Annotated in this window: 23 protein-coding genes and 1 pseudogene; 6 read left to right on the top strand and 18 right to left on the bottom strand. The window is 72.9% G+C overall.

Annotation, left to right across the window (positions count from 1 at the left end; genetic code table 11):
* A pseudogene (locus IO40_RS39185) lies at window positions 1-214 on the bottom strand (transglycosylase SLT domain-containing protein); the annotation flags it as partial.
* Between the two features lie 437 nt (window positions 215-651).
* Here IO40_RS39185 and IO40_RS0129600 point away from each other — a divergent pair.
* The 3 genes from IO40_RS0129600 to IO40_RS0129590 all read left to right on the top strand — a co-directional run bounded on the left by IO40_RS0129600 (window position 652) and on the right by IO40_RS0129590 (window position 3,041).
* The gene (locus tag IO40_RS0129600) at window positions 652-963 is read left to right on the top strand and encodes a hypothetical protein (RefSeq protein ID WP_041968540.1); all 312 of its coding nucleotides are present in this window, start codon (window positions 652-654) and stop codon (window positions 961-963) included.
* 167 nt (window positions 964-1,130) lie between these two features.
* Window positions 1,131-2,363 (top strand): cytochrome P450, encoded by a 1,233-nt coding sequence (locus IO40_RS0129595; RefSeq protein ID WP_031176474.1) that lies wholly within the window; start codon window positions 1,131-1,133, stop codon window positions 2,361-2,363.
* A gap of 150 nt (window positions 2,364-2,513) precedes the next feature.
* Entirely contained in the window at window positions 2,514-3,041 is a 528-nt protein-coding gene (locus IO40_RS0129590; protein WP_030408986.1) for a GNAT family N-acetyltransferase, read from the top strand.
* 60 nt (window positions 3,042-3,101) lie between these two features.
* Here the strand turns inward: IO40_RS0129590 and IO40_RS0129585 are convergent, their stop codons facing one another.
* Complete coding sequence (locus IO40_RS0129585) at window positions 3,102-4,139, bottom strand: ArsR/SmtB family transcription factor (protein ID WP_033229990.1); 1,038 nt, start codon at window positions 4,137-4,139, stop codon at window positions 3,102-3,104.
* Between the two features lie 325 nt (window positions 4,140-4,464).
* Between IO40_RS0129585 and IO40_RS0129575 the strand changes: the two genes are divergently transcribed.
* Window positions 4,465-5,046, top strand: coding sequence for a hypothetical protein (locus IO40_RS0129575; protein WP_016473222.1), 582 nt, complete (start codon window positions 4,465-4,467; stop codon window positions 5,044-5,046).
* 75 nt (window positions 5,047-5,121) lie between these two features.
* Here the strand turns inward: IO40_RS0129575 and IO40_RS0129570 are convergent, their stop codons facing one another.
* Entirely contained in the window at window positions 5,122-5,871 is a 750-nt protein-coding gene (locus IO40_RS0129570; protein ID WP_016473223.1) for a dienelactone hydrolase family protein, read from the bottom strand.
* Window positions 5,872-6,226: 355 nt separating this feature from the next.
* Here IO40_RS0129570 and IO40_RS0129565 point away from each other — a divergent pair, with 355 nt between their 5' ends.
* Both IO40_RS0129565 and IO40_RS0129560 read left to right on the top strand, forming a co-directional pair.
* The gene (locus tag IO40_RS0129565; RefSeq protein WP_016473224.1) at window positions 6,227-7,324 is read left to right on the top strand and encodes a winged helix DNA-binding domain-containing protein; all 1,098 of its coding nucleotides are present in this window, start codon (window positions 6,227-6,229) and stop codon (window positions 7,322-7,324) included.
* Between the two features lie 149 nt (window positions 7,325-7,473).
* Entirely contained in the window at window positions 7,474-8,781 is a 1,308-nt protein-coding gene (locus tag IO40_RS0129560) for a phytase (protein ID WP_016473225.1), read from the top strand.
* A 111-nt stretch (window positions 8,782-8,892) separates the two neighbouring features.
* Here the strand turns inward: IO40_RS0129560 and IO40_RS37825 are convergent, their stop codons facing one another.
* The 15 genes from IO40_RS37825 to IO40_RS0129485 all read right to left on the bottom strand — a co-directional run bounded on the left by IO40_RS37825 (window position 8,893) and on the right by IO40_RS0129485 (window position 25,673).
* On the bottom strand, window positions 8,893-9,159 hold the full coding sequence (locus IO40_RS37825; RefSeq protein ID WP_135567037.1) for a hypothetical protein: 267 nt from the start codon (window positions 9,157-9,159) through the stop codon (window positions 8,893-8,895).
* A 393-nt stretch (window positions 9,160-9,552) separates the two neighbouring features.
* Window positions 9,553-10,122, bottom strand: a complete 570-nt coding sequence (locus tag IO40_RS0129550; RefSeq protein WP_234029946.1) for a flavin reductase family protein — start codon at window positions 10,120-10,122, stop codon at window positions 9,553-9,555.
* Between the two features lie 418 nt (window positions 10,123-10,540).
* Complete coding sequence (locus IO40_RS0129545) at window positions 10,541-11,488, bottom strand: NAD(P)/FAD-dependent oxidoreductase (RefSeq protein ID WP_016473228.1); 948 nt, start codon at window positions 11,486-11,488, stop codon at window positions 10,541-10,543.
* A 162-nt stretch (window positions 11,489-11,650) separates the two neighbouring features.
* Window positions 11,651-13,150 (bottom strand): pyruvate, phosphate dikinase, encoded by a 1,500-nt coding sequence (locus IO40_RS0129540; protein WP_016473229.1) that lies wholly within the window; start codon window positions 13,148-13,150, stop codon window positions 11,651-11,653.
* Window positions 13,147-13,761 (bottom strand): hypothetical protein, encoded by a 615-nt coding sequence (locus tag IO40_RS0129535; RefSeq protein WP_016473230.1) that lies wholly within the window; start codon window positions 13,759-13,761, stop codon window positions 13,147-13,149. The genes IO40_RS0129540 and IO40_RS0129535 overlap by 4 nt, the downstream gene beginning before the upstream one ends.
* Window positions 13,762-13,916: 155 nt before the next feature.
* The gene (locus IO40_RS0129530; protein ID WP_016473231.1) at window positions 13,917-15,569 is read right to left on the bottom strand and encodes an AMP-binding protein; all 1,653 of its coding nucleotides are present in this window, start codon (window positions 15,567-15,569) and stop codon (window positions 13,917-13,919) included.
* Entirely contained in the window at window positions 15,566-16,765 is a 1,200-nt protein-coding gene (locus tag IO40_RS0129525; protein WP_016473232.1) for an acyl-CoA dehydrogenase family protein, read from the bottom strand. Before IO40_RS0129525 ends, IO40_RS0129530 begins: the two co-directional genes overlap by 4 nt.
* On the bottom strand, window positions 16,762-18,414 hold the full coding sequence (locus IO40_RS0129520) for a PEP-utilizing enzyme (RefSeq protein WP_031176470.1): 1,653 nt from the start codon (window positions 18,412-18,414) through the stop codon (window positions 16,762-16,764). The genes IO40_RS0129525 and IO40_RS0129520 overlap by 4 nt, the downstream gene beginning before the upstream one ends.
* Window positions 18,415-18,427: 13 nt before the next feature.
* On the bottom strand, window positions 18,428-19,636 hold the full coding sequence (locus IO40_RS0129515; protein WP_031176469.1) for an acyl-CoA dehydrogenase family protein: 1,209 nt from the start codon (window positions 19,634-19,636) through the stop codon (window positions 18,428-18,430).
* Window positions 19,637-19,650: 14 nt separating this feature from the next.
* Window positions 19,651-20,859 (bottom strand): acyl-CoA dehydrogenase family protein, encoded by a 1,209-nt coding sequence (locus IO40_RS0129510; protein WP_031176468.1) that lies wholly within the window; start codon window positions 20,857-20,859, stop codon window positions 19,651-19,653.
* Window positions 20,860-21,036: 177 nt separating this feature from the next.
* Window positions 21,037-21,948: a PNPOx family protein gene (locus IO40_RS0129505; RefSeq protein WP_041968539.1), complete on the bottom strand. Its 912-nt coding sequence runs from the start codon at window positions 21,946-21,948 to the stop codon at window positions 21,037-21,039.
* Complete coding sequence (locus IO40_RS0129500; RefSeq protein ID WP_016473237.1) at window positions 21,941-22,750, bottom strand: class II aldolase/adducin family protein; 810 nt, start codon at window positions 22,748-22,750, stop codon at window positions 21,941-21,943. The genes IO40_RS0129505 and IO40_RS0129500 overlap by 8 nt, the downstream gene beginning before the upstream one ends.
* Window positions 22,743-24,218 carry an FAD/NAD(P)-binding protein gene (locus IO40_RS0129495; RefSeq protein WP_016473238.1) on the bottom strand — a complete coding sequence of 492 codons (1,476 nt, stop codon included), beginning with the start codon at window positions 24,216-24,218 and terminating at the stop codon, window positions 22,743-22,745. Before IO40_RS0129495 ends, IO40_RS0129500 begins: the two co-directional genes overlap by 8 nt.
* Window positions 24,219-24,255: 37 nt before the next feature.
* Window positions 24,256-24,831 carry an SRPBCC family protein gene (locus tag IO40_RS34265; RefSeq protein ID WP_041968538.1) on the bottom strand — a complete coding sequence of 192 codons (576 nt, stop codon included), beginning with the start codon at window positions 24,829-24,831 and terminating at the stop codon, window positions 24,256-24,258.
* Window positions 24,832-24,968: 137 nt separating this feature from the next.
* Entirely contained in the window at window positions 24,969-25,673 is a 705-nt protein-coding gene (locus IO40_RS0129485; RefSeq protein WP_030408972.1) for a PIG-L deacetylase family protein, read from the bottom strand.
* Window positions 25,674-25,689: the final 16 nt, after the last annotated feature.

The following is a 25,689-nucleotide window of genomic DNA, read 5'->3' as shown; positions in this document are numbered from 1 at the left end:
CCTTCTTCTCCGCCTTCTCCGCCTTCTTGTCGGCCTTGTCGTCGGCCTTGGCGGGCTTGGCGGCGGCCTTGGCGGCGGCCTGGTGGGCCGGCTCGGCCGCCTGCGGGGCGGCGTGGGCGGTGCCGGTCAGGGCGGCGGTGGCGATACCGGCCGCACCCAGGACGGTGATACCGGTGGTGGCGACACGGCGGGGGATCAGCGTGGTGGTACGCATGCGAGCGGAAAGCCTCTCGTGGGGGGACGTTCCGTGGGGGGACGTTCCGGCCGCGCGGCGGGCCGTTGCCCGGTCTCCTCGCGACCTGGCACCCACCCTGGGAACCGGCTCCCCACCCCCGCAAACATGTGGCCTACTATCCGGATTCGGCCCCGAAGCCCGCCCTGATGTGTCGCCGCACCCGTATCCGGAACCCTCGCAATTCGGACGTCCGAAGCTGCTTCGTATGTGACCCGGGCCCTATGGGTGCCCTCACATGCCAGGCCGCCGACGGGCCCCGTTCCGTCACGGCCAGGTCGGCAACTGCCCCCGCACCGTCATCGACCGGCGCGCTCGGGGACGGTCGTGGGTGAAACGCCGGCGGCCGGTGTTCGTTGTCCCGGCTGTAACCGCGTCCCGACGAGAATGCCCGGCCCGGGCGGGAGGCCACTCAGGGTATGGCGACCACGCGACAGTTCCTCACGATCACCGCGGCTGTCACCGGTCTGGCGGGCCTGTCCGCCGGTCCGGCCGGCGCGACCTCGGTCATCGGCCTGGGCAACAGCGCCCATCACAACGGGTGTACGAACAGCGGCCCGCAGCATGCCCTCCAGCAGACCGGCACCATGGGCTCCTCCGGCGGCCTCACGGGCAGCGTCCTCACGTTGCGGCTGAGCGCGCCGGCCAACCAGTGCGGTGACCTCGGTCTCCCCAAGGAGGACAAGGCCGACCAGCCGCCGGAGAACGCACACGTCGACATCGCGGAGTAGTCGCCCCGGCGCCGGTGGCAGGACCGCCGTGGCCAAGACGGGTGACCGGCCTGTCCGGTACGTACGTATCAAGCCCGGCGGAACAGGGGAAAACCCTGGTCAACCGGATGCGTCGGCCGAAGACCGCGACTGCGGCCGAGGCGGACGCGATGCGAGAGAGGCCGGACATGCACAGCACACCGCAACCGTTCGACGAATCCGCTCCGCCGCCCAACGAACATCCCGCGTCCATCGTGCTGCCGTTGCCGCCGCCGGGCACCATGGGGCCGCCCGAGGAGTACGGCCGGCTGCGCCGGGAGTGTCCCGTCGCACGGCTCCGGGACGCGGACAGCCCCAGTTGGTACGTGACGCGCTACGCGGACGTCAGGGCGGTGATCGCGGACGCGCGGCTGATCAGGCCCAGCGTCAACAGCTGGTCGTTCCAGGGGGAGCGGGAGACGCCGGACGGGCCGGAACTGATCACGATGATGGAGATGGAAGGCCCCCGGCACACGGCCCTGCGCAGGGCGCTGGCCGAGGCGTTCAACGCCCGTTCGGTGCGCCGTCTTCTGCCGCGTATCCGCCGGAGCGCCGATCAGCTGCTGGACGCCGTCGCCGACGGGGGCCCGCCCGGTGATCTGATCGCCGGTTACACCGAGCCCTTTCCGCTCTCGGTGGTGTGCGAAACAGTGGGCATTCCGTACGAGGACCGTGACTTCTTCCTGCCACTGGCCGACGCGGCGCTGGGAGCACTGCTCACCCTCGAGGAAGCCCGGCGGGCCACTCCGCCGCTGCGGGACTACATGCGCTCCCTCATCGCCCGCAAACGGCGGGTGCCCGCCGACGACATCCTCAGCGATCTGGTGCGCCGGTGCGACGGGGGAGAGCTGGACGAGGAGGCCGTGCTGAGCTTCGGACTGTCGATGCTCGTCGCCGGCTACCGGACGACGACCATGTTCCTGTCCGACGCGCTCGTGCTCCTGCTCTCCGAACCGGAGCGGTACGCCCGTCTGCGGGACGACCGCACCCTGTTGCCCGGCGCGGTCGAGGAACTGCTGCGCCACATCCCGGTCATGAACGGTGTCGTGGTGCTCCGGGCCACCGAGGACATCACGCTGCACGGGCGGACCATCCGCGCCGGAGACGCGGTCCTTCCCGTGCTGGCCTCCGCCAATCGCGACGAGACCGTGTTCGACGAGCCCGAGCGGCTCGATCTGTGCCGGCAGCCGAATCCGCACATCGTGTTCGGCCGCGGCGCGCACAACTGCATCGGCGCCCACCTCGCCAGGGCGGAGATGACCGTGGGCCTGGAGGCGTTGATGGACCGCTTCCCGCACCTGCGCCTGGCGGAGGGGACCGCCCCCACCTGGGACGACGCCTCCCCGGCCAAGTCGCCGCTCACCCTTCCCGTCAGCTGGTGAACCCGCCCGGCTGGTGAATCCCGCCGGCGGGGCGGGACCGGACCGGACCGCGCGGGCCGGACCGGGCCGGTGAGAAACTGGCGGGTCCACCGGGGCCTGCCAGGCCACCGGGCCCGTCGGCACCGGCAACGCCGGGGAGGGGAAGCGCGGATGACCGGTCCGGTGCGACTGGATCACCTCGATGAGGAACGTCTCGGACAGCTCCTCGCCGTGGCCGTCGCCGACGCGGCGCCGGAAGAGGTCATGCCTCCCGTGACCGGCCCTCCGGGGTGGACCGGCGCGCGGCAGGAGGCTTTCCTCGCCTGGCACCGGGCCCGGCGCCCCGGCCTTTCTGGTCCGCTGCGCGAAGCCACCTTCGCGATCACGCGGCAGCAGGACGTCGTGGGATCGGTCCGCCTGGCAGTCCGTGACGGCCAGGACACCCTGGAGACCGGCATGTGGCTCGCCCGGTCCCACCGAGGGCACGGCACCGGCACGGCCGCGCTGCGCATGGTCCTCCTCGAAGCGGCGCGGTCCGGCGCGCGGGTGGTGGTGGCGCACACCCGCGCGCACAACACCGCGGCGCTCGCGGTACTGCGCCGCAATGGCGCGACGCTCACCCCGTGGGAGGGCACCGCCGAAGTCCGCGCTGTGTGGGAAACAGCGGCGCTGCTGCCGTCCCCTCCATCCGGGGTGTGATGGGGATGCCCTCGCCCGGGGGGCAGAGGCCGGGGCCGGCAGGCACGTTGCCCCTCCTCATCAGCGGCTGGGGGAACCGAGCCTGGGGGGCCGCTCCTCCTCGGTGCCCGACGAGGAGGAGCGCAGGAGCAGTTGCGCTCCCAGGGGCGTGAGCGTGTGGTGGACGGTGCGGCCGACACGGTGGGTCGTGACCAGCCCGGCGCGGCGCAGTACGGTCGCGTGCTCGCTGGCCGAGGCGGGTGACAGCCCGGTACGCCGGGCCAGCCGGCCGGTCGAGACGCCCTCCGCGACCACCTCCAGCACCGCGGCGCGGCTGTGCCCCAGCAACGCGGCCAACGGCATGGACGTGCCGTCCGTCGTGGTGCAGCCGGGGTGGGGGACCGCCTCGTAGTGGAGGGTGGGCTGGGGGTCGCCCGGGTCGCAGGGCACGTAACTGGTGAAGGCCGCCGGGGCGAGCACCAGGCCCCGGCCGTCGAGATGGTAGTCCGGCCCTTCCACGTCGGGCAGTTCCAGGACCGGGGGACGCCAGCGCATCCGCGGGTGCAGGGTGCTCAGTACCCGCTCGACGCCGCCCTCCTGCCACTGGCGGCAGCGTTCGGCCTGGTCCGCGCGCAGCGCGGCGTGCAGTCCGCGCCAGTAGGGAGCGACAGCCGCCTTGTGGTGCACCCGTATGGCGTCGGCGAGCCGGCGCAGGGCGGCCGGGTCCCCCTCCGCGAGGGAGCCGGCCCAGCGCGGCAGCGGGCGGTGCCTGGCGACGTACTCCAGATCCGCGCGCAGTTCGGCCCGCGGCGTGGACAGCAACCGTTCGATCTCCTCGTCGAGTGTGGGCAGCGCCGGCTGGGGGCGCAGCAGCCGGGGGACGGGATGCGAGGGCGTGGTGGCCGCGAGCCGGCTCAACGGCGCGGCACCGGGCCGGGCTGCGGTGGCTGCCGCCGCGCTGTGCCGTGCGGCGTACGTGGTGCGGCGCCACATGTCGAGTGCCGGACCGCCGCGGCCGTGCCGGAGGCGGAACGCGCTGAACGTCGTCGTGGCCAGCGCGCTGGGCGCCTCGGCCACGCGGACGCGGGCCAGGTCGGAGACGGTGAAGTGGATGCGCATGCTCGCTCCGTTCGGTCGCTCTCCGTCGGGTGGTCGCCGGCCTCATCGTTCCCGCGGCGGACCGGTCCCGTCACGGGGTGGCGCCCAAGACGGCGCCGCGTACGGCCGTCGCTTCGGGCAGGGCCGAAACGTCTACCGGGCGTGCTGAGCGCGGGACACGATGGGCGGGCGGAAGAGGAGAGCGGGAGCCCGGACGGGAACCGGGGTCCGGCAGCGGCGGAGGGACACGACGATGCGTACGGTCAGGGTGTCGGGTGCGGCAGCCACGAGGACGGCGCCGCGGCGCGGAGCCGGGGCGGCGAACGGCCGGCGGGGGAGGGCCGGGATGGTGGCGGCCTGCGCGGTCACGGCCCTGCTGTGCGCGTCGGCCGGCGCCCAGGCGTCCCCCGGGCAGGCCTCCGTGGGCCGCGCGGGGGACGGGGCGGTCGCGGGCGGACCGACGCCCCGCTCGGACAACTGGCACGGGCCCGTCGTCACCCACCCCGGACAGCCCGAGGTGCACTACGCGCGGGGCGAGGTGTGTCCGTTCCCGGCCGACGCGACGTTCCCTGTCGTCGACATGACGCAGAAGACCTGGACGAACGACGCGGGCGACCCGGTGTACGCCGTCATCAGCGGACCGCTGGTCATGAAGGTGACGAACAGGGACACGGGGAAGACTGTGCGCCGTGACCTGTCAGGGACCGGAAGCCTCTCGTACCCGGACCCGGGCAGCTCCACCCGTGTGCTCAGCGGCGGGGACTGGGGCGTCGGCCTGCACACCGACGACGGGCCCGTGCACAACAAGTGGATTGTCTCGCGCGGCTTCATGGCCGTCCGGATCAGCGAGAGCGGCGGGGAGACCCGGCGCGAACTGCTGGAACTGGAGGGCCCGTACGAGGACCTGTGCAAGACGCTGGCTTCCTAGCCGGCCGTGCCGGGCTCCTGTCGCGCACGGGTCACCGGGCACCCGCTCCCGGGAGCGGATGCCCTTCACCCGGCGTCAGCTCCTGGACAGAGTGCGGTCGAGGAGGGGCAGCAGGCGGTCCCAGTGGCGTCGCAGCCCGTCGGGGTCGAAGGCGTCGGTGTCGGCCATGGTGAAGCCGTGGACGGTGCCGGGGTAGACCTCGATGCTGTGGCGGACACCCGCGGCGTCCAGCGCCTGGTCGAGCTCTTCGCGCGCCTCGGGGGTCAGATCGTTCTCGGCGAGGCCGAGATGGACCTCCGCCGTCAGTTCCGGGACGAGGCGGTGCGGGCTGTCGGGCGCCTCGGTGACCAGGAAGCCGGGGTGGAACCCGGCGACGGCGGCCACGCGGCCGGGGTGGGCCGTCGCGGTGCGCACGGCCAGGGCGGCGCCCATGCAGTAGCCGGTCACGCCGATTGGTCCCGCGGCGACCTCGGGCTGCTCGGCGAGGAACGTCAAGAAGGCGTCGGCATCGCGCAGGACGCGTTCGGTGGTGTGCGCCTCGATCAGCGGCATCACCCGGGCGAAGATCTCGGGCCGGGCGCCTTCCCCGATGTGCTCGGGAAGTTCGGTCACCGGTGCGGGAGCGTGCCGGTAGTAGAGGTTGGGGACGAGTACGTAGTAGCCGTGCCCGGCGAGTTCGCGCGCCATGTCCTTCAGCACGGGCCGCAAGCCGAAGGCGTCCATGTACATCAGTACCGCGGGGTGGCGTCCGCCGCCGTCGGGGAACGCGGCGAAGGCGTCGGCCTGGCCGTCCGCGGTGGGGATCTGCAACGACGTGGTGGGCATCGGTTCTCCTGTCGTGGTTGACGTGTCGGGCTTGTGGTCAACGCGACGGAGGCGGAGCCCGTGCGGCAGCGCCGGTTCCGCGAGCGGACAGCGGACCGGTGCCGGACCGTTCGGCGCTCAACAGAGCACCGGGTCACCAATCCGTGTGTGGCGCAATGCCGTCCCGGTCGTCATCGCCGGACAGCGTAGCCCACCGGCGAAAACCTGTGCCAGAACCTCCTGCGCCCCGGGGAAATCTCCACCGCGGCCCCGATCGAGGACACCACCTGTCCGCGATCTCTGCCACGGTGGCCCGCGAGCCGCACGGGGCAAGCCGTCGTCCCCGGTCGGACCGCCCGTCGAATCGGAGGACGCCATGACGCTTCTCGACAACCGCGCCCTCAACCGCGCCACCCTCGCCCGTCAGCACCTGCTCCAGCGCACCGCCGCCCCCGCGCCGGAGACGGTGGTGGCCCAGCTGTGCGGGATGCAGGCGCAAGAGCCCCAGGAACCGTTCATAGGGCTGTGGTCACGCATGTCCGGCTTCGCTCCCAAGCAGCTCGACGAGGCGTTGACCGGCCGCACGGTGGTGCGCACCCACCTGATGCGCCGCACCGTGCACCTGGTCACCGCCGGCGACGCCCTCGCCTGGCGGGCCCGCCACGACACCATGCTGCGCCAGCGGGTGCTGGGCACCTACCGCAGCGATCTCGCGGGCGTCGACATGGCGCAGCTGGCCGCCGCCGGGCGCGCGGTCATGGCCGACGGGCAGCCCCGCACCATGCGCGAGCTGGTGGAAGCCGTCGAAGACCGCTGGCCGGCGCCACCACGCCGGGCCCTGGGCGAGTTGCTGGTCGCAGCCCTCATCCCCATGGCGCAGCTCCCGCCCCGCGGTCTGTGGCGCCGGACCGCGGGGGTACGCAATCTCCCGCTGGCGGCCTGGCTGGGACGGGACATCGACCCGCTGCCCGCCGACGACGGCGATCCTGTGGGGCAGCAGCTGCTGCGCCGCTATCTCGCCGCCTACGGGCCGGCCGCAGGCGCCGACCTGCGCGCCTGGTGCGGTCTCGCCGGTCTGCCCGCCGCCGTCAAGGCCCTCCGGGACGAACTCGTCGTCTTCCGCGACGAACGAGGCCGCGAACTGTTCGACCTGCCCGACGCGCCGCGTCCCCACCCCGACACCCCGGCCCCCGTCCGGTTCCTCCCGGCCTTCGACAACGCCGTACTCGGCTACCACGACCGCAGCCGCATCATCGACGACGCCCATCTCGGTGTGTCCGTCGCGGGGCACCGCGTCGTCCTCGTCGACGGCCGTGTCGCCGCCACCTGGCGGGTGCGCGACCACCGGCTGGGCATCAGCCCTCTGCGGCCCCTCACCGCGCGGGAGGAGGAAGCCGTCCGTGCCGAGGCCGGGGAACTGGCCGTCTTCCTGGAGGATGACATCGAGCAGATCCGGATCGACACCGGGAACTGACACCCCCTGTGGCCCGGTCGGCCCTCGCCCCTGCGACTCCCGCCTGTTCATCTCCGGGACACCTCGCCGTTCCGTTACCCCGTGCCAACCCTCCACAGGACGGTCCCATGGTGGCGTCGCCATGTTCGCGACATGAAAGGACCGTCTTCATGGCCCCGTCCCACCGAGCCCGTACCACCGTCGGCCGTCTCGCGCTGCTCACGGCGCTCACCGCGCTCGCCACAGCCGTACCCCACCCGGCCGTGGCCGCCGGTGAACTCCCCGGCGTGCGGCCCACCGCGGAGACCCCCGCCGTCCACGACGACGAGGCGGGTGGCAACGCGGACGCCGACGACCCGGCGATCTGGCGCAACCCGGACGACCCGGACCGCAGCCTCGTCGTCGCCACGGTCAAGGAGGGGGGACTGCGCGTCTACGACCTCGACGGACGCGAGGTGCAGTCCGTGCCGGCCCCCGAGGCCCCCGGGCCCGACGACGCCCCCGGCCGGTTCAACAACGTCGACCTCGTGCACGGGATGAAGACCGGGTCCCGCACGAGCGACCTGGCCGTCACCAGCGACCGCGGCAGCGACCGGCTGCGCGTCTACCGCATCGACGGCGACGACTCGGACGCGCCGCTCACCGATGTCACCGACCCCTCGGCGCCGGCGATCTTCTCCTCCTCGCAGGAGGAGATCAACGAGCAGCGCACCGCCTACGGCCTCGCCACCTGGACCGATCCGTCCAGCGGCCGTTCGTACGCGGTGGTCAGCCGGCGGGAGAGCACCGCACTCAGCCTCCTCGAACTGACCGGGAGCGACGACGGCACGGTCTCCTACCGCAAGGTGCGCACGCTCCAGCTGCCTTCCCGCTTCACCCTGCCGAACGGCACGGCGTGGCAGCCCTGCGCCGAACCGGGCGAACTGCCCCAGGTCGAGGGCATGGTCGTCGACACCGAGAACGGCATCCTCTACGCCGGCCAGGAGGACGTCGGCATCTGGCGCATCGACGCCGGACTCCGGGGAACCCCGGTGCTGATCGACAAGGTGCGCGAGTACGGGGTGCCGGGCACCTACGACGAGGAAACCGAGGAGTGCACCCCCGGGAAGGACCCGGGCTACGGCGGAAAGCGCCTGTCGGCCGATGTGGAGGGGCTCACCCTGCTGCACCAGAAGGACGGTGACGGCTACCTGCTCGCCTCCAGCCAGGGCGACAACAGCTTCGCCGCCTACGACCGTGAACTCGGTGACGACAACGAGTACGAAGGCGGCTTCCGGGTGATCGCTGCCTCCGGAACCCTCGACGGCACCGAGGAGAGCGACGGCGCCGCCGTCCTCGGCGAGCCGCTCGGCAGGAAGTACCCGAACGGTCTGCTCGTCGTCCAGGACGGCGACGACAAGCCGGGTGAGGAGGGCCGGGACTCCACGAACTTCAAGTTCGTGGACCTCAAGCGCGTGCTCGACGCCCTCGAGGACTGACCCGGGGGCCCGGGGCGCGGCGCCGGGCAGGCTCCCCCGCGAGGGCGAAGGCCAGCGGCAGGGGGAGCCGGCCCGGCGGACCCGGACGGCCCCGGCCCGCCGCGCTCCGTGTCACCGCCTGCGGCGCAGAAAGCCCAGGAGCCGGGAGCCGCCCAGGAAGAACAGCACGATGCCGCCGACCACGGCCAACTGGCTCCAGATGCCGCGGAACGAGCCTCGTCCACCGCCGCCGCCCGTGCCACCACCACTGGTTGTGCTCGTGCCGGTGACGCTGCTCGTCGCGGTGGTGCCGCCCGTGTTGCTCATACCGGTGGTGGTGCTCATACCGCCGATGTCACTCATACCGCTGGTGACGTACCGGCCGCCCGCACTGCTCATGCTGCCGACACTGCCGGCGCCGCCGGTACTCCCGACCGCACCGGCACCGCCCGCACCGCCAAAGGTGCGGGCCGGGGCAAGTGCGTCCGCACGGGCGGGGGAGACGGCGCCGGGTACGTCCGCGACCGGAACGCCGGCAGCCGCAGCGACACCGGCGCACAAGGCGGCGGACACACCCACGAGCAAGGCCGCGAGTAACGCGAGAACAGTCCTGACGCGCATGATTCCCCCGTGACGCCGGCAAGGACGGTGGACAGCGGCACCGACGCCGGCGCGCTCCGGACACCGCTGTCTTCCTTCTGCCCCCTCGGGAGGGAAGTGCAGCACACAACAGGACGGTTTCCGGGGGTGTTCCGCCGCCCGGCGGGGCAACGGCCCGCGTACTGCCGGGCGTCAGGCGGCGGAGAAGCCGCCGAGGCTCCCGCGGTAGAAGAGGAGCGGGGAACCCTGGCCGGCCGCCGACAGATGGCGGACCCGGCCCGTGACGATGAAGTGGTCGCCCCCCGTGTGCACGGCATCGATGGTGCAGTCGATCCAGGCCAGGGCACCACTGAGCGAGGGGGAACCGGTGACGCGGCTCGGCCGCCAGTCCACGCCCGCGAACTTGTCGGTGCCGCTGCGGGCGAACGCGCGGCACAGCGCCGCCTGGCCGGTGGACAGGACGTTGGCGCAGAAGACCCCGGAGCGGGCGATGCGCGGCCAGGTGGTCGAGGTGCGGGCGACGAGGAACGCCACCATGGGCGGGTCGAGCGAGAGCGCCGCGAACGACTGGCAGGTGAACCCGGCGGGCCCCGGCGCGGTGTCGTCCTCGCCCGCGGCGGGCGCCGTGATGACGGTGACTCCGCTGGCAAAATGGCCCAGCACGTTGCGGAATTCATGTTGTGAGGGCGGCCCGGTCAGGTCTGCCGGGCCGTGGTCAGCCGCCGGCGGCGGCTGCGGAAAACGCACGGTGGATGTCGTCATGTTGTTCTCCCCCATGTCGAGTGTTCCTCCCCGGCCGCGCGGTCGGAATCGGCGCAGCCCGATCGCACGACGTCCGGCTCCGGGCCGGTAGGTCGGCGAGGCTTTAGAGAAAGAGAATGGGCTGTGCTTTCCCTTGCCGAGTTCGACGATAACAGGAGGGGAAGCCGGTTGTATCCCGCGAAGAATTACTCGGAAAGGGAATGCTCTGTGTTTTCCGGAAGCGACCGGAGGGGAGCGGACTCGTTTTCCGGAAGACGCTTCGCCTTCCCCGGCGGTGATTTGCGGGCGTCCAGCAGCGCGGGGGCCGGCGGCGTCCTGCTCCGGGGCGGTGGGCAGTGGCCGGCTGCGAGCAGCAGCCGACAGCGGCCGACAGCAGCCGACAAGGCCTGTGCCCACCGCCCGCACGCGGAGCGGTACGTCAGTCGGAGACGGCCGTGCCCGTGGCCCGGTAGTGCGCCACGGCACTGTCGATGTCGTCGGCGAGGAGATGGTGGTTGAGGGCGATGGCGGACGTCATGCCCGCGCCCGCCGCGGAGGCCAGCTGCGCGGCTTCGCTGACGACGTTGCCCGCGGCCCACACCCCCGGCACGCTCGTGGCCCCGGAAGCGTCCACGGTGACCCATCCGCTGGGTCCCACCTCGCAGCCGAGCCCGGTCAGCAGCTCGTCGCGGGGGACGAAGCGGGGGCCGACGAACAGGGCGGAGCGCTCCACGGCGGAACCGTCGCCCATCCGCACGGCGGCCAGCCGGCCGCCGTCGGTCTCCAGCCGCTCGACCGGCCCTTCCACGACGCGGACGCCGCGTGCGAGGAACCGCTCGCGTTCCTCGTCGGCCAACTCGATCGGATGGGGGAAGAACACCACGTCCGGGGACCACTGCCGTACCAGGGAGGCCTGGTGCAGGCTGAAGGGGCGGTTCTCCCCGCCGAGCACACCGACCGGTTTGTCCCGCACCTCGTGACCGTGGCAGTAGGGGCAGTGCAGTACGTCCCCGCCCCACAGCTCGGCGACCCCGGCGACGGACGGCAGGATGTCGCGCAGGCCAGTCGCCACCAGCAGGGCGCGTGCTGTCAGCCGCCGGCCGGTCTCCAGCTCGGCGACGAACCCGCCGTGCGGGCCGGGCCGTGCCGTGGTGACGGCCGTGTCGAGGAACGTGCCGCCGTATCCGGCGACCTCCTCCCGGCCCACGCGGAGCATGTCGGCGGGAGCGGTGCCGTCCCGGGAGAGGAATCCGTGCAGATGTGCGGCGGGCGAGTTGCGGGGCTCGCCCTTGTCGACGACCGTCACGCGGCGGCCGGCCCGGGCCAGGGTCAGTGCCGCGCTCAGTCCGGCGGTACCGCCGCCGACGACCACCACGTCGTAGTCCACCAAGTCCCCTTCCCGGCCGCCATGGGCTGGTCGCCGACGGCCAAGTGCCCGGTGCCGGCCGGGCGGTCGCCTGCATGTCGTTCGCGCTCGGACCGTGCGCCGCCCCCGAACGCCGGTGCGCGGAAGGTCGCGGGACGGCGTATGCGCCCGGAACCGAGCGTGTCAGTGTACGGGGCGGTGGCCGTCGCGCCACCGCGACAGGGCCGCCGTCACCGGAAGCCCGGGCGCGTCGGCCGCCCACGCGGCGAGGGCCGCCAGGGACGACTCGTCGGCGTGCGGGGGACGGACCGGAAGCGCGCCCTCGTAGACGAGTCCGGTACCGCCGTCCACCGTCACGGTGCGCCCGCGCAGGGCCGCGGCCGTTCCCGTACCGCAGCCGACGACGCAGGGCACCGCCAGCTCCCGGCAGACGACGGCCGCGTGCGAGGTGGAGCCTCCCGTCTCGGTGACCACGGCGCGGGCCAGGGACATGGCCGGCACGTCGTCCGGGTCGGTCGTGGGCCGGGCCAGCACCGTGCCGTCAGCGCCCGAGTCCGGCTCGCCGACGGCGTCGGGCACGGTGACGGCGACGCCGGTACCGATGCCCGGGCTCGCCGCTTTGCCCCGCGCCAGGATGCGGGCCGCCCGCGCCGCCGACGGGTCGATTCCCGGCCGCAGCAGCGCGTCCAGTTGGGCGGGGGACACCCGGGTGAGGGCCTCGCGGCGGCTGATCACTCCTTCCTCGGCCAGGGCCACCGCGTGGCGGACCGCGGCGCGGGGCGAGCGCTTGGCCGCCCGGGTCTGGAGCAGCCACAAGGTGCCCGACTCGACGGTGAACTCGATGTCCTGCACATCCCGGGCGTCCCGCTCCAGGGCGCGGGCCCAGTCGAGCAGCCGCTCCCGGACGCGGGGCATGGCGTCCCCCAGTGACTCCAGCGGGCGGGCGTCGGTGCGTCCCGAGACGACGTCCTCGCCCTGGCCGAACGGCAGCCATTCGCCGTACGGCGCGGTGTCGCCGGTCAGCGGGTCGCGGCTGAACAGCACGCCCGTGCCCGAGGAGGCGTCCCTGTTGCCGAAGACCATCGCCTGTACGGTCACCGCGGTGCCCGTGCCGGAGGGGAGTCCGCGTCCGGCGCGGTAGGCGACGGCACGCGGCGAGTTCCAGGAGGCGAACACCGCCTCGACCGCGAGGCGCAGTTGCCGCCACGGGTCGTCGGGCGGCGGCACGCCGACGGTGGCGGTGAACTGGGCGGCGAACCGCCGCCGGGTGTCGGCGGCGAGATGCGGGTCACCGGCCGCGAGGGCCCGGTGGGCCTCCGGCGACAGGCCGATGTTGAGGACGGTGTCCATCATGCCGGGCATGCTCTGTGGCGCTCCGGACCGTACGGAGACGAGCAGCGGGTCGGGGCCGGAGCCGAACGTCCGTCCGGTGGCCCGTTCCAGTGCGCGCACCAGCCCCGGAACGCGCGCCCACAGCGCGGGCGCCAGCCGGCCGGATGCCGCGCGGAAGCGGCGGCCCGCCTCGGTGGTGAGTACGAAGGCGGGCGGAACCGGGGCACCCAGGGCGAGCATGCGTTCGATGCCGGCGGCCTTGCCGCCGAGCAGATCCGCCCCCAGGCCGGTCCGGCCGTCCAGGACGAGGGCGACGGTCTCGCGCGAGGCGGGGCGGGAGACGGCGGTCATCCGGCCCGCCCCGCGGCGGCCTCGTGCACCCGCTCGCGGCCCGTCAGCCCGAGGAGTTCCTCGTGCAGTTCGAACCACACGGTGTGGTAGCTGTCGATCAGCGGCCGGGCCAGCCAGCCGTGGTCACCGGCCCGTACCTTCGCCAGCGCGTCGGAGAGCCGGCGCGGATACCGGCCCAGCCGCGGCGCGAGACCGGCCAGGTGCGCCAGCGGCTCGCGGAAGGCCGTGTGCAGCTGCGTCAGCCGCTCGACGATCCCGGCGTCGTAGGCCGCGTCGCTGTGGTCGTTGACCGTGGTGCCGTCCACCAGTTGCCAGTCGGTCACCAGGCTCTTGAGGGCGGTGTTGTACGCGACGAAGTCCTCGTACGCGCGGGCCAGGGCCGACTGGTCGAGACCGGCGCGTTCCGCGGCGAGGAGCTGGCGGAGACGGTCACGGCCGGCGGGCGCGAGGGCGTGGCGGCCGTGCGTCCGCGTGCAGCGGCCGGCCTCGGCCTGGACTCGCAGCACGCGGTCCACCGCCTCGGAATCCAGCCCGCAGGCCGCCGCGATCTGGTCCGTTGTGGGCCGTCCTTTCAGCCGGACGGTCTGGAGCACCTGCAGTTCCTCGGACATCACGTATTCCCCCTTCGGTCTTCTGACTTTCCCACTCCGGAGAAATGCCGGCCGCCGCGCCGGCTTTCCCCGCCTGCGTTTCCCGGCTGCTTGGACGGTGGGTTTCTTCCGTCGGCTTCCGGATACGAGCAGCGCCTCGGCCGAGCCGTCAGGCTTCAGGGCTGCTGCGTGCGTTTGATTTTCCCGATGCCGGTTTTCGCCACGACTTCCTTGGCGACGGGAGTGACGCGCGCGACCGTGAGACCGAACGTCTCCGCGACGTGGGCGACGATGCGCCAGTTGTCCCTGTCGTTGGAGGTGCCGTCCCGGTGGTGGAAGAGGACCTCCAACGCGTCGGCGTTTCCGTCCGCAGTCGTGGAAACGCGGGCTACGGTGAACGACGGCTCCACGAAGGGCAGTTCCTCGACCGCAGCCGCGATCTCGTGCGCGTGGCAGCGGACACCGTCCAGGGCGAGCACGTCGTCGGCGCGGCCGGTGACCGTCAGGAGGCCGTCCGAGACGTAGCCGAGATCGCCGGTGCGGAACCAGCCATCGGCGGTGAAGGAGAGCCGGTTGTGGCGCGGGTTGCCGAAGTACCCGGCGGTGACGGGGGCGCCGGTGACCTGGAGCCGGCCGGTCTCGCCCTCGCGCAGCGGCTCACCCTCGTCGTCCACGATGCGCACCGACACCCCCGGATGCGGCCTGCCCACGGGGACGTACCGTTCCTCGGCACCGGAGCCGGAAGGGGTGTAGATCCAGTCGACCACCCCGGAAGCGGTCTCCGACATGCCCCACCCGGGGTGCACGGCCGTGGCGGGCAGGCCGAAGGGGGCCAGGAGCGCGAGGAACTTCCGCGCCACCTTGGGACGGACCGGCTCACCGCCGTTCATGACGTAACGAAGGCGGCTGAGGTCCCAGTCGCGCCCGGGTACGCGTGCCGCCTCGTCGATGACCAGCCCGAAGGCGAAGTCCGGCGCCCACGTGGTGTCACAGCGGTGGCCGCTGAGCACGTCCAGCCAGCGCAGCGGGTCGTCGAGGACCCAGCGGGTGCGGGCGTGCACCTGGTGGCAGCCCAGCAGCACGTCCCGCGCGTGGAACATGATCAGGCCGCCCACATGGTCGAGCGGCATCCAGTTGAACGTCCGGCTGCGGTGGGAGAGCCCCCGGACGAGGGCGGAGGCGTGGGCGCGGCTGAGGATGTTGCGGTGGGTCAGCATGACGGCCTTGGGCACGCCGGTGCTGCCGGAGGTCAGCAGCAGGGCGGCCAGATCGTCGGGAGCCGCCGCGTGGAAGTCGTCGGTGGCCGCGCCGGTACGCAACTCCTCGACCGTGCCCAGCCGCTTCCCCACGGCGGGTCCTGCCCGGTCCGGTGCCGCTCCCGCGGCGGGGCCGGACAGCGTGCCGGCCGCGGCGGAGGTGACGACCCACGGCCGGTCGGCGACGCGGCAGGCGGCGGCCAGCAGATCGGCCGCGGAGAGCTGGCTGCCGGGCGGCGGAGTCGCAGCCACCGGTACCGGCACCAGGCCGCCGAGCTGGCAGGCCCAGAAGACGGCCAGCAGGTCCGCCTCGTCGGGCAGTTGGAGCACCACGCGGTCACCCGGACGCGCTCCGCGCTCGCGCGCGGCGCCGAGAATGCGTGCTGCGTCGTGCAGCAGTCGCGGGTAACCCACCCGCCGGCCGGGTCCCGTCCCGTCGAGGTGGACGATCTCGCCGGCCGCGGTGCGCCGCGCCGCCCGCAGCAGCGCCTGCCCCAGGTGGGCGACCGGAAGCGGAGGCGGCGGGCCGCCGTGCAGCACGGCCGCCCGGTGCGCGGTCACGGAAGTGTTCATGACGACTCCTGGTGCACGATGCCGAGAGCCAGGGGGAACCTGGGCCGGCCGCCGAGCAGGAAGGCCCCCGCGGACTGGATGATCTGGTCCTGTGCCATGACGTGCTGGCACATGGTCTCCATGTCCCGCAGCCAGCGGTCCATGGGTGAGGGCCGGTAGACCGAGGCCGTGGCCAGCAGGTCGTACAGCCGGCGGACGATGCCGCGGGCGCCGCGCATGGCGGCCAGCCGGGTCAGCATGGTGGCGATGCGCTCGTCGGGGGTGAGGTCGCCGAGTGCCGCGCCGCCCTCCAGCCGCTCCCACCGGTGCCGCAGACTGCCGTGGACGGCGTGCCGCACCGACAGATATGCGGCCTCGCACTCGGCGACCGTGCACTGGACCCGCTGGTCCTCGGCCCAGGGCGTCCCGGTCAACCGGTTGACCTTGGTCCTGGCGACCTCTCGCACATGGTCGAGTGCGGCGCGTGCCACACCCAGCGCGACGGCGGGCATCTTCCGCATCAGCGCGTCGGGCGCTGCCAGCGGGCCGGTGCGGGTGGGTTCGCCGAGGCTGAAGGTGTGTTCCTCCGGTACGAAAACGTCGTCCACGGTGAAGTCGGCGCTGCCGCTGCCGGCCAGGCCCGTCGCGTACCAGTTGTCGACGACGCTCACCTCGTGCGGGCGCACCATCATGATCCGCCAGTAGGGCGCCCCCGATGCGGTGCGCTCGGGCCGGCCGTCGGTGTGGACGAACGCCCCCGCGCTGACCCAGTCGGCGTGCGCGATGCCGCTGGCGAAGCCCCAGCGCCCGTTCAGCCGGTAGCCGCCCGGGACCCGGTCGGCGCGGCCGACGGGCGGGAGCATGCCGGCCGCGATCACGTCCAGGTTCGGGAACATCTCGCGGACCGCCGCGTCCGAGAGGGCGTACAGCCCGGCGTCCATGCCGATCATCGCGCACCAGCCGGCCGAGGTGTCGCCGTAGCTGAGGGCCTCGATGACCTCGATCTGCTCGGTCGAGCTGAGGCCCGGGCCGCCGAGCGCACGGGGGAAGCCCATACGGAAGACGCCGGTGCCGCGCAGCAGCTCCACCAGACGGGCGGAGAGCCCACGGTGCTCCTCGATCTCGGCCGAGTGCTCCCGCAGGGTGGGCGCGAGGGCCCGGGCGGCGGCCAGGATCTGAGCGGCCGTGTTCGGGACGGAGGCGACGGGTGCGGTCATGAGGCGCCGCCCTTCGGCTCCTGGGCGGTGAGGACCGCGGCCCGGTCGAGGACTTCGACGGTTCCCGCCCCGCCGTCGACACGCACCCGGTCGCCGGTGGCCAGGGCGCGGGTGCCGTCACCGGTGCCCACGACGCACGGCACGCCGATCTCCCGGGCGACGACGGCGGCATGGCTCAGCGGGCCGCCCACATCGACCACCAGCGCGCCGGAGAGGAACAGCACCGAGGCCCAGCTCGGGTCGGTCGTCGCGCAGACGAGGATGTCGCCGGGCTCCACCTCGGTGAACGCCGCGTCGTGCACGACCCGCACGACGCCTTCGGCCACGCCTCCGGCGGCGCCGATGCCCCGGACCCCGGTGCGGAGCCCGGCCGCCGGCCCGGCGGGGGCCTGCCGCACCGGTTCCGGGTTGCCCCGCCAGTGCGCCGGCAGGGCGATGCTCTGGAACTCGGCGCGCTGGGCACGCCGTTCGGCGGCGATGCCCGCCGCGTCGTGGGGGAGAGCGCCGGCCAGCTCGTCGGCGGTGAAGCAGAACACGTCCTCCGGGTCGTCCAGTACGCCCTCGTCGGCCAGGTGGGTGCCGATCCGTCGGGCGGCGCCGCGTGCCACGTCCAGTGCCTGGAGGAACGCCGCCTTGGCGACGCCGCGCAGCGGGATACGGGACAGCGCCAGCCTGAGCACGAGCCGTGCCCCGGGCCGCCGGTGGGCGGGCAGCGCGGCGAGGAGGGCGCGTTCGGCCTCCCGTCGCGCGGCGGCCCGCCGTACCGCCGCCTCACCCGGATCCGCACCGGAGCCGAGAGCGGCGTACTGTTCGGCCAGCCGCAGCACGGGCGCGGGGTCCTCGCGCCACACCCGTGCCGAGACCTCTCCCTCGTCGGGGCCGTGGTAGCCGTGCTCGGCCAGGAAACCGTCCAGGGACATCGCGCCCCGGCCCAGCGCCCACAGGTCACCGATCAGCCTGCTCTCGGCGTGCGACCCCTGGCCGCCCATCAGCGCCTCGGCCACCTCGGGAGCCGGCCCGGCGCTCTGCACCAGGGCGTCCAGCCGGTCGTAGACGGTCTGCACGCCGATGAACAGGCCGGCCGCCTGGACGCGGAGCATCTCGGTGAAGCGGGACCGCGCCTCGTCCAGTGCGGCACGTGCGGCGGGCAGATCGAGGGTGTCGAGACGGGACACCCACTGCTGCCACCAGGGCTTGACGGGTGCGGTGCGGCGCAGCACGTCACGGCGGACGGTGGCCTGGGCCGCGGGCATCTTCAGCGCGACGGCCGGCAGCCGGCGCAGGGTGCTGCGGGCGGGGACACCGGGGGGCAGCTCGCCGAGGAACTGCCGGGCGATGGCGTCCGGTGCGCTGCCGGGGAGGCGCGCGCCCATCCGGCAGAAGAAGTTCACATTCAGTGCGCCGCGGCCGTAGAAGACGGAGATGAGCCGGTCCTCCACCCGGTCGGGAACGCGCACCTCCTTGCGCGGGAGCGCCCCCACCCGCGCGTAGCTGTCGCGGATGCCCACCTCCACCCCCGGGCCGCACAGCGACCAGCCCAGGGGTGTGACGACGCCGGGGAAGGCCTCGCCGACGTTGGTGGTGCTCCAGTACGTGTCCGGCCCGGAACGCGAATGCAGGGGTTGCCGGGTGAGGTCGGCGTAGGCCATCGGAACACAGCTCCTAGTCGAGAATCCCGAGCACGAGAGGGTTGCGGGGGGCGCCGCCCAGCAGGAAGGCGCCCGCGGACTGGATGATCTGGTCCTGTGCCATGAAGTGCTGGCACATGGTCTCCAGGTCGCGCAGCCGCCGGTCCAGCGGCGCGGGGTCGAGGAGGGAGGCGGTGGCCGCCAGGTCGCCAAGCCGGCGGACGACGGCGCGCGCGCCCCGGAAGGCACGCACCCGGGCCAGCATCGTCTCGACCCGCTCATCAGGGGTGAGGTCCGCCTGGGTCAGCCCGGCCGCCAGCCGGTTCCAGCGGTGTTCGAGACTGCGGTGGACGGCGTGGCGGGCGGCGGACAGCTCCGCCTGGCACTCGGCGAGGACGAGCTGGACGCGGGGCTCCTCGGACCACGGCCGGCCGGTCGCCGGGTCGGTGCACCGCCGCGCCGCCTGCCGGACCTGGTCGAGGGCGGCGCGGGCGGCACCCAGCGGGACGCCGGGCATCTTGCGCATCTGGAGATCCGGAGTGGACAGCGGCCCCGTGCGGCTGCGCGGCTCACGGAAGCTGAAGGTGCGCTCCTCGGGGACGAAGACCCCGTCGATCTCGTAGTCCATGCTGCCGGACCCGGCCAGCCCGGTGGCGTGCCAGGTGTCGGTCAGCTCCACCTCGCCGGGCGGCAGCAGCAGCACCCGCCAGTTGGGCTTGCCCCGCGCGTCACGGTCGAGTTCGCCGCCGGTCGTGGTGTGCGCGCCGGCGAACACCCAGTCGGCGTGCGCGATCCCGCTGCCGAAGCTCCAGTGGCCGCTGAGCCGGTAGCCGCCCGGGACGCGTTCGGCCCGGCCGGCGGGCGCGAGCATTCCCGCGGTGGACACATCCAGGGTGGGGAACATCTCGCGCACAGCAGTGGGGGACAGGTAGGTGGCGAACAGCCCGCTGTCCATGCCGACCATCGCGCACCACCCGACCGAGGAGTCCCCGTAGGAGAGTTCTTCGAGCACGCGGGTCTGCTCGGCCGCGGTGAGGGCCGGACCGCCGAACTCGGTGCCGAACCCCATGCGGAACACACCAGTGGCCCGCACCAGCTCCACGACGTCGGCGGGCAGCCGCCGCAGCTGCTCGATCTGCGCCGAGCGGTCCCGCAGCAGGGGGACCAGGGCACGCACCGCCGCGAGGATGTCCTCGGCCGTGTTCGGCACCGCGGCCGGCCGGCCGGTCTGGGTGACGGTCATCGTCCGCGTGCCCGTCAGGAGGTGACGCCGACGGCGAACGGGAACTGCGGCCTGCCCCCGAGCAGATGGGCACCGGCCGACTGCACGATCACGTCCTGGGCCATCACGTGCTGGCACATGGTGGTGAGGTCCCGCAGCCAGCGGTCCATGGGGGAGGGCTTGTAGATCGAGGTGGTGGCCAGCAGGTCGTACAGCCTGCGGACGATGGACAGCGCACCCCGGAAGGCGTTGAGCGCCAGCACCACGGTGCTGACCCGCAGGTCCGGACCGAGCTCGTCGTAGGGCGTGCCGGACTCCAGCTCACGCCACTTGTCCTCGATGCTGCCGTAGACGGCGTGCCGGATGGTGAGGAAATCCATCTCGCACTCGCCGAGCGCGAACTGCACACGGTAGTCGTCCGCCCACCGCTCGCCCGTCATCCGGTTGACCTTGGTCCTGGCGATCTCGCGTACGTGGTCGAGGGCGGCGCGGGCGGCACCCAGCGGCACGCCGGGCATCTTGCGCATGAGGGAGTCGGGGGCGGCCAGCGGACCGGTGCGGCTGAGCGGGACGCCGAAGCTGAAGGTGTGCTCCTCGGGGACGAAGACCCCGTCGATCTCGTAGTCCATGCTGCCGGATCCGGCCAGCCCGGTGGCGTGCCAGGTGTCGATCGTCTTCACGTCGCCGGGCCGGACCAGCATGACGCGCCAGTTGGGGTTGCCGGCCTGCGTCGTGTCCGGCTCACCGTCGGTGAAGGTGTGCGCCCCCGCGGAGATCCAGTCGGCATGGGTGATCCCGCTGCCCAGGTTCCAGTGGCCGCTCAGCCGGTAGCCGCCCGGGACCCGCTCGGCCCGGCCGTTGGGGTTGATCAGACCGCCGGTGATCATGTCCGGGGTGGGGAACATCTCCCGCACCGTCTCGGGCCGCAGAAACGCGGAGTACAGCCCGCTGTCCATCCCGATCATGCCGCACCAGCCGACGGAGGTGTCCGCGTAGGCCAGCGCCTCCAGCACCGCGGTCTGCTCGGCCGAGGTGAGACCCGGCCCGCCGAACTCGGGCGGGAAACCCATCCGGAACACCCCCGCCCCGCGCAGCAGCTGCACCACGTCGGCGGGCAGCCTCCGGTTCTGCTCGATCTCCACCGAGCGCTCCCGCAGCTCCGGGGTGAGCGCTCGTACTGCGGCCAGAATGTCCTCGGCCGTGTTCGGCACGGTGTTCTCCTGCCGCATTTCCAGCGTGGTCATCAGTCGCCGTCCTAGTCTCGACGTTCTCGGATTCTTCGGAAGATTTTCGGAGTTCGGGGTTTCGGGTATCCCGGCCCATCGGACTCTCCGGCCCACTGCCGCTCGGGCGCTCGGGCGGATGGGCGCGCGGAATCACCGCGGGGGAGGGGAGGAAAGAGCGCGGGAAGGGGACGCGCGTCAGGGATTGGACGAGGAATAGGCGGCCAGCCGCCACCGCAGCCGGGTGGCATGCTGCGTCTCCGTGACGCCGTGCACGGTGAAATGCACGGTACGCCGCGCCCCCGGCGCCGACCGGTCCTGCCAGTCGACGTGGCATTCCCCGGTCACCTGCAGAGTATGGCCGCTTTCCCAGTCCACGAAAAGCAGACCGCATCGGGCGTCGAGTTCGAGATTCCCGAACGTCATGTAGAAGGAATTGCCCCGGTAGTCGGGCCAGCTCAGGTGCCGCTCCCCGTCGACCGTGACGAAACCAGGCCGGCCGCCCCGGTGGCTGGCGTCCGCGCCGTGCGCGGGGGAGTGGCTGGCGACGAAGAAGGTGTCACAACGGGCGATCCAGCGCCGCTGCTCCGCCGTGAGCCCGGTGCCGGACCCGGAGCGGGCCGGCACCCGGGCAGGCCCGTCCGGAAGCGGCTCGCGCTGCTGGATGTACTTCGCGCAGTTGCGCAGCACCTGTTCGGTGCGCATCAGCAGACCCTCGCCTTCCCGGCGCACGGGACCGTTGAACCGCACCCGCCGCGCACGTTCCGGATCCAGGACGAGCAGACCGCCCGGCCGGGTCTCCTCCAGGGCCTGCCGCAGCGGATCGCCCTGTGCGGGCAGGGCCGCCACGGCGAGGGACGTCTCGTCGAGCGGACGGGCGAACCCGCGCTCGCCCGTGAGCAGCGTGGCCCACACGGCGCCGGTGCCGTCCACGCTCCCCAGGACCACCATCCGGCACCCGGCGAGGAACTCGCCGTGCCCCGGAGGGATCCGCGGCCCGAACATCGGTGAACCGTGCCGGGGGCCGCCCTCGCCGACCCGCCGCTGGACCGCCTGCTCCCCGTGGTGCGTGACGGGTGTGTGCACGGTGGCGCCGCCGTTGTCACTCATCGAGGAGATCCGGCTGCTCGCGGACGATCTCGTCCCACATCAACCGGAAGCTGAACCAGGCCAGCTGCTCGTCCCCGAAGCCCTGCCGCGCCAGCTCGGCCTGGTGGTCGCTCATCGGCCTCGGAGTGCCGGCGGCTGCGGCCAGCAACTGCACGCGGGCACAGCTCTCGAAGGTGAAGAACCAGTGCACGGCCTCTTCGAGGGAGCCCCCCACGGTGATCAGCCCGTGGTGGCGCAGCAGGAGGGCGGTCCGGTCACCGAGGCGGGCGGCGATGTCACGGCCCTGGTCGAGACTGATGGCGGGGCCGTCGTAGTCGTCGTAGAGCACCTGGTTGCCGTGGAAGGCGGCGGACTCCTGGTCGAGCGGCTCCAGCAGCCGGCCCAGCGCGCCGAGCGCCCTGCTGTACGTGGTGTGGCCGTGGGCGATCCCCTCGGCCCCCGGGCAGTGCCGGTGGATCTGGGCGTGGATGGCGAAGGCGCTCGGGTTGACCGGGTGCCGGCCGGCCCTCACCACGCCCTCGGCGTCCACGCAGATCAGATCCGCGACCCGCACATGCCGGAAGGAGACTCCGAAGGGGTTCACCCAGAACAGGCCGGGGTCCTCCGGGTCGCGTACGGAGATGTGGCCGGAGACGCCCTCGCCGAAACCGTGCTTGCCGAACAGCCGGATCGCGGCGGCCAGCCGCTGCTTGCGGTGGCGGCGCTCCTCGTCGGCCGAGGCGAACCGCGGCGCGCCGGGGATCGGCAGACCCGTGGCGGTGTCGGCCAGATGGGCGGGCAGGGTCGCGATGTCTTCAGGCATGGCTTTCCTCTCTGTCGCGCAGACGCTGGTTGGCGAGGATGTCGGTGACGATGTCGTGGCACCGGTCGACCAGGGACGGGATGCCGAAGGTGAAGAAGAACGTGCCGCCCGCGATGTCGCCGATCGCGTAGATCCCCGGATTGGCGGGGCCCGAGCCGACGAGCCGGCTGGTCGCCGTGTCCACACAGAGCCCGCCGTCGGGATGCGGCATGGCCAGACGCCCGGCGTACAGGGCGTTCACCAGCCGGCGCGCCGGAAGCGGGATGCGGTGCGCCGGTGCGCTCACCCCGTTGATCACATGTCGCGCCGTCAGCCGCGTGCCGTCCGCCGTGACGGCGAAACCGCCCTCGGGCAGCGGGGTCACCGCCCGCACGTCGCCGAGGACACGCAGCCGGCCCGAGTCGAAGAGGTCCAGAAGCGTGCGGGCGCTGCTCGGCGGCATGGGACAGCACAGGCTCATCAGGGTGCGGTGGTGGCGGACGAGGATGTCCTGGCGGACCTGTTCGGACAGCAGCGGCCACAGATCGGGTCCGCAGATGTGCACGGCCAGTTGCAGGACGCGCAGCCCGATGTGTGCGCAGTCGACGTCACCGAGCTGACGGCGCAGCCGGTCGGCCGGCGCCTCCCGGCCGGTGCGGGAGATCTCCTCCCACACCAGATCCGGGTCGGCACCCGCCTCGGTCAGCTCGGTGCGCAGCAGCGCGATGACGTCCCTGAGCGCCAGGTGCCGGCCCCGTCCCGCCATGGCGTGCAGCCGTTCCGGAACGAAATGGCGGAGCTGGTGGCAGATGGTGCGCTGCCGTACGGCGGGCAGCACACCCTGCCGGGACAGCAGGGCGACCGGGCCGCGGTGGCCCCGCGCGGCGAGGCCGAGCACGACGTCCACCGCCGTCAGACCGGTGCCGATGACGGCGACCTCCTCGTCGGGCCCCACCGCCGGCAAGGTGGCGGCCAGCGGGTAGGGCTCACCGATGAAGTGCGGCCGTCCGGCGAGCCCGTAATGGTCCCGGGGCCGCCCCCCGCCGACGGCGAGCACCACATGGTCGAACGGGGCGTGCGCCGTCCCGCCCGCGGTGTGCAGGGCCAGGTGGCCGGCACCGCGCAGTGCCCCTTCCACCGCCTCGGGAACGACGCTGACCAGCCAGCCGCGACCGCGGAGCGCGGCGATCCCGCGGTGCGCGGTCTCCTCCAGGTACGCGCCGTACTCCGCGCGGGACGCGAACGGCGCGGAGATGCCGCGCTCCTTGAGCCACCGCTCGTAGTGACCGTCGTCGCCCTGCCGTACGGACATGTCCTCCGCGGGCGAGTTGACCAGGACGACCGCCGTGTCCCGCTGGTAGGCCCGCCCCCGCCACAGCTGTGGCGACGGATCGAAGACCGTCAGCTCCCCGCCGCATGTGCCGGACTGTGCCAGCGCGTCGATGACGCACACCGCTGAAGCGCCCGCGCCGACGATGCCGATCCTCACCGTGAACCCCCGTTCCCCCTCCGGCAGACCGTCCCGCTCAGCCGTGGCGCTCGGCCACGTCCTTGACGCGGGACAAGGTCGCCTCCATCGAGTGCTGAAGGTGCTGCTTGCGGTTGCTGACGTGCGCCGGCCGCTCGCTGTCGGGAACCCCTTGCAGCAGCGCCCGGTAGAACGGGCCGACCAGCCGCATGACATGCCGCTGGGTCAGCACGCACGCGTCCGGGCCGTCGTCCTCCAGGTGGAAGCTCCACGTCATGTCGCCGGGCTGGGAGCCGCCCAGCCAGTCGGAGTCCGGGCCCGGCTCCCCGGCGCAGAACCGCAGGACGGTGAAGCCGAACTCACGCCCCTCGTCCGCGGCGATGACCTGCGACTCGCTGGTCCACACCGCCTGGCCTTCCCGGTTGAAACCGTGGAAGCGGGCACCGACCCGGCCGGGGGTGCCCTCCACCCACCGGCCGCCGAAGCACTCCGGGGACCACTCGCCCATCCGCGTGATGTCGCTGACCATGCGGTAGACCTCGCTCGCCGGTGCGCCGATCCGTACCTGGGCGGTCAGCTCCCACGAGGTGGCGAAGACGTCCTCGGTGCCGGGTTTACCGGTCGCTGTGCTCATGTTCTTCCTTTCCGCTGCTGAGGTGTTGAGGGCCGGCCACGCGGCCCGGTGAAATCCACTGCATCCCGCACCGTATCCCTGACCGTCGAATTCCCGACAGTAATCAAGGGCCGCCGGTGCATGCAGGATGTCGCTTTCTACAGCAATTCGAAGGCGACGCCGGGGCGGCCGTCGAACTGCGACGCCACATCCATCGAGAATTTCCGCAGCATCGCTTCCACCGCATCGCGCGAGGTGCCCAATGTCTCCAAGTAGGCGCGGTGTGCCAACAGGGAGCGCACACCCGCCTCGAACCATTCCTCGACGTCGACGGCGTGGGTGTTGTCCGGCGAACCGAGCAGAGCCGTGTACCGCACCCCCGACCACGGCTCCTCGGGCAGATCCCGGAAGACCCAGCGGTTGGCCGCGTCGCGGACCGCGTCGAGCGCGGCCTGGCCGACGGCACGGTGATCGGCCATGTTGAGCATGCCGTTCCCGCTGAACTCCCGGTGGCTGCCGATGACGACCAGCTCAGGACGGTGCCGGCGGATACGGGCGGCGATGTCGCGGCGCAGCCCGAGTCCGTACTCGATCATCCCGTCGGGGTGGTCGAGGAACTCGACGCCGTGCACTCCGACTTCCGCGGCGGCGGCGATCTGCTCCGCCACGCGGAGTGCCGCGCACTCCTCGGGCGGCATCGTGTCGATACCGGCCTCACCGCGGCTGGCCACAAGGTAGACGATTTTCTTTCCCTGCGCCGTCCAACGGGCGAAAGGAGCGGCTCCCGGATATTCGACATCATCCGGGTGCGCGACGACAACGAGTGCGGAATTCCAGTCTTCGGGGAACTCGATGAGGCTCATGCCGATTTTGTAGCAC

The organism is Streptomyces albus subsp. albus, assembly GCF_000725885.1.
In the GTDB taxonomy this organism is placed as follows: Bacteria; Actinomycetota; Actinomycetes; order Streptomycetales; family Streptomycetaceae; genus Streptomyces; species Streptomyces albus.
The sequence above is the reverse complement of the archived record's forward strand: the minus strand, read 5'-3'. Positions and strand labels throughout refer to the sequence as shown.

Coding starts and splice junctions, on each gene's coding strand:
- IO40_RS0129515 (WP_031176469.1), bottom strand. CDS start 19,636: ATGACCGTCACCCAGACCGGCCGGCCGGCCGCGGTGCCGAACACGGCC.
- IO40_RS0129550 (WP_234029946.1), bottom strand. CDS start 10,122: ATGACGACATCCACCGTGCGTTTTCCGCAGCCGCCGCCGGCGGCTGAC.
- IO40_RS34265 (WP_041968538.1), bottom strand. CDS start 24,831: ATGAGCACAGCGACCGGTAAACCCGGCACCGAGGACGTCTTCGCCACC.
- IO40_RS0129585 (WP_033229990.1), bottom strand. CDS start 4,139: ATGCGCATCCACTTCACCGTCTCCGACCTGGCCCGCGTCCGCGTGGCC.
- IO40_RS0129505 (WP_041968539.1), bottom strand. CDS start 21,948: ATGAGTGACAACGGCGGCGCCACCGTGCACACACCCGTCACGCACCAC.
- IO40_RS0129570 (WP_016473223.1), bottom strand. CDS start 5,871: ATGCCCACCACGTCGTTGCAGATCCCCACCGCGGACGGCCAGGCCGAC.
- IO40_RS0129590 (WP_030408986.1), top strand. CDS start 2,514: ATGACCGGTCCGGTGCGACTGGATCACCTCGATGAGGAACGTCTCGGA.
- IO40_RS0129530 (WP_016473231.1), bottom strand. CDS start 15,569: ATGAACACTTCCGTGACCGCGCACCGGGCGGCCGTGCTGCACGGCGGC.
- IO40_RS0129525 (WP_016473232.1), bottom strand. CDS start 16,765: ATGACCGCACCCGTCGCCTCCGTCCCGAACACGGCCGCTCAGATCCTG.
- IO40_RS0129535 (WP_016473230.1), bottom strand. CDS start 13,761: ATGTCCGAGGAACTGCAGGTGCTCCAGACCGTCCGGCTGAAAGGACGG.
- IO40_RS0129600 (WP_041968540.1), top strand. CDS start 652: ATGGCGACCACGCGACAGTTCCTCACGATCACCGCGGCTGTCACCGGT.
- IO40_RS0129485 (WP_030408972.1), bottom strand. CDS start 25,673: ATGAGCCTCATCGAGTTCCCCGAAGACTGGAATTCCGCACTCGTTGTC.
- IO40_RS0129540 (WP_016473229.1), bottom strand. CDS start 13,150: ATGACCGCCGTCTCCCGCCCCGCCTCGCGCGAGACCGTCGCCCTCGTC.
- IO40_RS0129560 (WP_016473225.1), top strand. CDS start 7,474: ATGGCCCCGTCCCACCGAGCCCGTACCACCGTCGGCCGTCTCGCGCTG.
- IO40_RS0129565 (WP_016473224.1), top strand. CDS start 6,227: ATGACGCTTCTCGACAACCGCGCCCTCAACCGCGCCACCCTCGCCCGT.
- IO40_RS0129595 (WP_031176474.1), top strand. CDS start 1,131: ATGCACAGCACACCGCAACCGTTCGACGAATCCGCTCCGCCGCCCAAC.
- IO40_RS37825 (WP_135567037.1), bottom strand. CDS start 9,159: ATGAGCAGTGCGGGCGGCCGGTACGTCACCAGCGGTATGAGTGACATC.
- IO40_RS0129500 (WP_016473237.1), bottom strand. CDS start 22,750: ATGCCTGAAGACATCGCGACCCTGCCCGCCCATCTGGCCGACACCGCC.
- IO40_RS0129510 (WP_031176468.1), bottom strand. CDS start 20,859: ATGACCACGCTGGAAATGCGGCAGGAGAACACCGTGCCGAACACGGCC.
- IO40_RS0129575 (WP_016473222.1), top strand. CDS start 4,465: ATGGTGGCGGCCTGCGCGGTCACGGCCCTGCTGTGCGCGTCGGCCGGC.
- IO40_RS0129520 (WP_031176470.1), bottom strand. CDS start 18,414: ATGGCCTACGCCGACCTCACCCGGCAACCCCTGCATTCGCGTTCCGGG.